Source organism: Candidatus Eisenbacteria bacterium (assembly GCA_016867495.1).
Classification (GTDB): Bacteria; Eisenbacteria; RBG-16-71-46; order CAIMUX01; family VGJL01; genus VGJL01.
The window spans coordinates 1-5,584 of sequence record VGJL01000170.1 but is presented as its reverse complement, the minus strand read 5'-3'; the positions used below and the strand labels follow the sequence as shown (position 1 = coordinate 5,584).

At 66.4% G+C, this 5,584-nt stretch carries 5 protein-coding genes; 4 read left to right on the top strand and 1 reads right to left on the bottom strand.

What is annotated here, in order from left to right; translation table 11 throughout:
* The coding region (locus tag FJY88_11495; GenBank protein ID MBM3287956.1) for a TolC family protein at positions 1 to 1,186 on the bottom strand (1,186 nt) is incomplete at its 3' end.
* Between the two features lie 351 nt (positions 1,187 to 1,537).
* Here FJY88_11495 and FJY88_11490 point away from each other — a divergent pair.
* From FJY88_11490 to FJY88_11475, 4 genes are read left to right on the top strand one after another with little or no spacing between them, the layout of a single operon-like run.
* The gene (locus FJY88_11490; GenBank protein ID MBM3287955.1) at positions 1,538 to 2,257 is read left to right on the top strand and encodes a hypothetical protein; all 720 of its coding nucleotides are present in this window, start codon (positions 1,538 to 1,540) and stop codon (positions 2,255 to 2,257) included.
* Between the two features lie 19 nt (positions 2,258 to 2,276).
* The gene (locus tag FJY88_11485; protein MBM3287954.1) at positions 2,277 to 2,822 is read left to right on the top strand and encodes a hypothetical protein; all 546 of its coding nucleotides are present in this window, start codon (positions 2,277 to 2,279) and stop codon (positions 2,820 to 2,822) included.
* On the top strand, positions 2,819 to 4,009 hold the full coding sequence (locus tag FJY88_11480; GenBank protein MBM3287953.1) for a sensor histidine kinase: 1,191 nt from the start codon (positions 2,819 to 2,821) through the stop codon (positions 4,007 to 4,009). The genes FJY88_11485 and FJY88_11480 overlap by 4 nt, the downstream gene beginning before the upstream one ends.
* The gene (locus tag FJY88_11475; GenBank protein MBM3287952.1) at positions 3,975 to 5,489 is read left to right on the top strand and encodes a sigma-54-dependent Fis family transcriptional regulator; all 1,515 of its coding nucleotides are present in this window, start codon (positions 3,975 to 3,977) and stop codon (positions 5,487 to 5,489) included. The genes FJY88_11480 and FJY88_11475 overlap by 35 nt, the downstream gene beginning before the upstream one ends.
* The last annotated feature ends 95 nt before the right edge of the window (positions 5,490 to 5,584 follow it).

Sequence of the window (5,584 nt, the reverse complement as noted above, 5' to 3'; positions counted from 1 at the left end):
GCCGCATCTCGCCGGTTGGATAGGAGGCCAGGCTTGACGCGAGGGCCATCTCGGCGTCGGGCAGTATCTCCTTTTCGTATACACGCACGCGGTCCCGCGAAGTGATGGCCATGGCGTACGCCTCCCGCGCCAGGCTGATCGATTCGTTCAGGACGCGACGCCGTTCTGCTGCCGCCGCCATGAGGCGCGCTTCCGCCTCCCGCCGCTGCGGCCCGACCTTGTTCCATCGCCAGATCGGAAGCGTCAGACCGAACATTCCTGTCCACGCGTCATCCATGTCCCGCCTGTTCATGTACTCGATGCCGAGCGTGAAATCCGGGAGCCCCTCTCGCCGGGCGAGGGCCAGATCGGCGCGGGCCTTCTCTTCCATGCTCCGCTCGACCTTCAACATTGGCTGGCGGTCGAGGACCGCCTGATCGATCTCTGGAATCGCGATCGAGGGCAGGACCGTGTCCGGGAGGGACGGCCGGGCGAGCGCGCTGCCGGGGGGACGGCCAAGGGCCGCGTTCAGTCTCGCCTCGGCGGCCTGGATCGAGAGGCGAAGGGTCGAGAGATTCGTCTGCTGATCGGCCAGCTCGACGCGGACGCGGAGGAGATCGGCCTGCGTGGCGAGACCGGTCCGGTATCTGTCCCGCACGACCGGGAGCAGGGTCTCGAGGGATGCGACGGACCTCTCCAGAACGCCGATCGATTCGTGGATCAGGTGGAGATCGTAGTAGGCGGAGTGGACCTCATAGGCGACCTCCAGCCGCACCCGCGCCGCCCGAGAGCCGGCCGCCTCGGCCTCGTGCGCCATCCCCTTCCTCATGAGCCCCAGCTTTCCCGGGAAGGGGAGCATCTGCGTGAGGGTGAAACGACCCATCTCGGCCTCGGCCGGGCTCGGGTTCTTGACCGGCGCTCCATCGGCCGCCGCCATCAGCATCGGATCGGGAAGGGCCCCCGCTCTCGGGACCCTGGCGAGCGCCGCGCCATGGGAGGCCCGGGCGGCCTCGACCCTCGGGTTCTCGTCGAGCGCGACCGCCACCAGGGAATCGAGGGATGAGGGGACACGGGCCGGCGTCCCTGACTCCTCCTTCAATTGGAGCGGCTCGCTTCCAGAAGCGGCGGCGACATGACTTCCCAACAGGAAGGCCAATAGCCAGGCGATCATGACGGTTTGCCTGGAGAACCTCGCTAACGTGTTCATCTGTTATGCGTTAGGCTCCTATGTGCCGTGGATGCCCTTTCAGGCCCGAAACTGGGTATCAGAACCCCATGCAGGACTTGCGCCAGCCCCGCCCAAATCGAGAAGTCCGATAACATGATGTAATGAAATGCTTTACTCGGCTTGATGGATTGTAGAATATTCTACATCACTCCAGCCGGGGCGGAATTGTGGAGAATAATCCACATTCCATGAACAAACTGTGGAATATTCTGCGTGACGACTCTACAATGAGTAGGTTGGTAGGTTGACTGCCGCGGTTGGCCGGCCGGTCGAGGCGCCCCGAAACTCCTGGATCGAGGGAGAGCAGATGCCGCTCGGTATGGTCCGGACATGGGCTCGCTCGGGGAGACCTTGAGCATGTCGGGAGGTTTGAGGCGGTCTCGTCTCGCCTGTTGCTTGATGGCGTGCCTGACCGCCGCCGCTGTGTCCGCCCTCCTCCCCCTGGGGACTTTCGCCCAGGAGATCCGCGCCCAGGACCTTCGGGCCGCCTTCGCCCGAGACACCAGCCTGACCCTCCACGACAGCAACATCCGGATCGAGAGCTACCCCTACCGGGTGAGGTCGTTCCCTCCCGACTCGTTCACGATGGAGGCGATCCTGATCCGGCCTCTGGCTGAAGGCAGCCACCCCGGCGTCCTCATGATCCCCGGCTTGCGGGCTGCCGTCTTTGGCGGCGGCATCTATGACCTCGAGACGGCGAGCGCCCAGCTCGGCGATCGTGGAATCAAGTCGAACATTGTACAAGAAGGAGGAGTCGATCCCGCGGCGCTCAGGATCCGTTCGTCCATCCATCTCGCGGATCGAATTCCCTGTCCGGTTCTCATCCTCCACGGTGAGAGGGATGAGAGCGCCCCGCTCGCGCAGGCCCAAGCCATGACTGAGCGCCTCCGCGCCCTCGGCAAGCCGGTCGAGCTCGCCGTCGTGCCCGGAGCGGGCCATGGCTTGCCGGCGGACACCGTCCTGCGCAATCTCATCGATTTCCTCGGCCGACATCTCGCGCCCGGTTCGGTCGAGGCCGGAACAGAGGAACCACGGGGGGCGCAAAAGTGACTGAAGGAGTCATCTTGAGATGTCGAGCGAAAGTGCCCTTCACTATGTTTGCACGATCGAAGAGGCAAGACGCCTCGTCGATCGACAACAGGACTTCTGGGTCTCGGAGTGCTGGTGCCGCGGGGAACGAGGGGGATGCTCGCGCTCGCGCAGCGACGTCTGCCTGCAGTTCGCGCCCGAGACCGAGGCTGACCCGAAAACCAAGCGCAAGCGCACCCGCCTGGAGGTCGAGGAGATCCTGATCGAGGCCGAGCAGAAGCGCCTGGTCGCCCGCCCCTTCCGGGACCGGGCCGACATGGAGATCACGGCCGGGATCTGCTTCTGCTGCGACGATTGCTGCGGTTACTTCCTCCATCCCGAGGAGCGCTGCGACAAGGGAGAGATGATCGAATCGACCGATATGGCCGTCTGCGACGATTGCATGGCGTGTCTGGAAGTCTGTCGCTTCGGCGCGCGGACACGCTCGAACGGGAATCTCCAGATCGATCGCGATCGATGCTATGGCTGCGGACTCTGCGCCGCCGTCTGTCCGATCGACTGCGTGACGATGGTCGCCCGGGCGTGATGACTGCGCCGGGGCAGGAAGCCGGCGCGACCGGCGCGACGGACGCTTCGAGCGCGCCGCCACCACGCCCCCGCAAGCGCTGGTACTACGACCTCGCGATCTATCTCGCCATCGCGACGGTCTCGATCCTCCACTACGTGGCGCCGGTCCACGCCCACCATCTGCACGACATCTACCGCCGGCTCTATTACCTGCCGATCATCCTGGCCGCCTTCCATCGAGGGCTGCGAGGGGGACTGCTCGCGGCGGCGATCGTCTGCGCCGCCTATGCCCCGCACGCCTTCGGCGGGATCTCGCACGATCCCGCGACCGACACGCAGAAGGTCCTCGAGATGGTCCTCTACTTCGTGATCGGGGCCCTCACCGGGACGCTCGTCTCCCGCCTCACCGGGGCGCAGCGGCAGCTCGGCAAGACGGCCGATGAGCTGCGCGGCAGCCTCGTGCAGCTCCGCGCGACCGAGGAGCAACTGATCCAGGCGGCCAAGCTCGCCGCGGTCGGGCGCCTCTCGGCCGGGCTCGCGCACGAGATCAGGAATCCGCTCGCCTCGATCAAGGGCTCGGCGGAGTTCCTGTCGGACGACTTCCCGCCCGAGCATCCCAAGAGGCGGCTCTTGCAGGTGCTGATCGACGAATCGGTCCGCCTGAACCAGGTCCTGACGCGCTTCCTCACCTTCGCGCGGCCGAAGCCGCTCAAGCGCGAGACGATGGACGTGGCGCAGGAAGTGGACGGCGTGATCTCGCTCCTCTCTGCGCAGAAGGAAGGACGGTCGGTCCGGTTCATCCGCCGCCTCCCGCCCGCGCCGCTGCCCCGCGTTCACGGAGACGCCGAGCAGCTCCGCCAGGTGCTGCTCAACGTCCTGCTCAACGCCTGCCAGGCCGCGGGTCCCGAGGGAGAGGTGCGAGTCATCTACGCTCTGATGGACGAGGGAACCCTCGCGATCCAGGTCCGCGACAGCGGGACGGGATTCACGCCCGAGGCGCTCGCCAATCTCTTCACGCCGTTCTACACGACCAAGGAGCAGGGGAGCGGGCTCGGCCTCGCGATCTCGCACAAGATCGTGGAGTCGCACGGCGGGCGAATCTGCGCCCTCAACGATCCCGCGGGCGGCGGAGTCGTCGTGATCGAGATCCCGATCGGGGGGAAGATCGCGAATGCGGAGATCCGCGCCGAGGCGGCGGATGTCTAGGATCCTCCTGATCGACGACGACGCCAGCCTGCGCGAGGTCCTCGCCTTCGCGCTGCGCGAGCAGGGGCACGAGGTGGAGATCCATGCCAATGGCGGATCGGCCCTCGGGAGCCTGCCCGCCTTCCGGCCCGATCTCGTGATCACCGACCTCAAGATGCCGGGGATGGACGGGATGGAGGTGTTGCGCCGCGTGGGGGTGGAAGACGCGACGATCCCCGTGATCATCCTGACCGCGTTCGGCTCGATCGAGGACGCCGTCGAGGCGATGAAGCGCGGGGCGTCGGACTATTTGACCAAACCATATGACAGGGACGTCCTCAGGCTCACGATCGACCAGGCGCTGGAGCGGAGGAGGCTGCTGCTCGAGAACAGGAACCTGCGCGAGCGGCTGCGGGAGCGGACGCAGCAGAGCGAGATCGTGCAGGCCTCGAGGGCGATGCAGGAGATCGTCGCGACGATCAAGCGGATCGCCCCCACCGACGCGACGGTGCTCCTCACGGGGGAGAGCGGTACCGGGAAGGAGGTCCTGGCCCAGGCCCTGCACGCCTACTCGGAGCGGTGGGAGAAGCCGTTCGTGGCGGTCAATTGCGCGGCGATCCCGCGCGACCTGATGGAGTCGGAGCTGTTCGGCTATGTGAAAGGGGCTTTCACGGGGGCGAACAAGGACAAGCCGGGGAAGTTCCGGCGGGCCCATGGCGGCACGCTCTTCCTTGACGAGGTGGGGGACCTGGCGCCCGAGCTGCAGACGAAGCTCCTGCGCGTCCTCGAGTCTGGCCAGGTGGACGTGGTGGGCGGGCAGAAGCCGATCGATGTGGACGTGCGCGTGATCGCCGCGACCAACTCCGACTTGCCGGCCAAGGCGCGCGCGGGGGAGTTCCGGCAGGATCTCTATTACAGGCTCAACGTGATCCCGATCCACATCCCGCCCCTGCGCGAGAGGACGGAGGACATCCCCGCCCTATGGGATCACTTCGTCAGGAAGATCGCCCAGAACGCCCCGGTCCGCTCCGATCCCGGCCTGATCCACGCTATTATGGAGCGGCAATGGCCGGGCAATGTCCGCGAGCTGGCGAACGTTTGCCGGCGGATTCTCCTCCTCAGGACATCCGACCTGCTCACCGCCGCCGACCTGCCCGGGGAGGATGAGGAGGAAGGCGGGACGGAGTACGCGGTGGGGATGGAGGAGGGGGTTGGGGGAGCGGGGATGGTTGCGCTCCCGGGAACGACCGGCTCGGGCACAGCGCGGGTTGTCTCAGACGCCGTGCGCTCGGACGAGGAGCGGGGCGAGCGACCCCCGGCCGGCCCGCGCCCCTTCCTGGGCGAGCTTCCCGACGATCGGCTATCGCTCTTTGGCATGGAGCGGGACATCATCGTCCGCGCCCTGGCCAAGCATGGGGGCAACAAGTCCAAGACTGCCCGTTACCTGGGGATTCCCAGGCATGTGCTGCTGTATCGGTTGGAGAAGTTCGGGGTTGAGTGAGCGGGTGATTGGGGGCTCCGGTGCCGCTGCCGATAATGGAATTGGATGCCGCCTCTGGTTGGCGGGGTTCCCACCAGCTTCCCCGCCAGTGCACG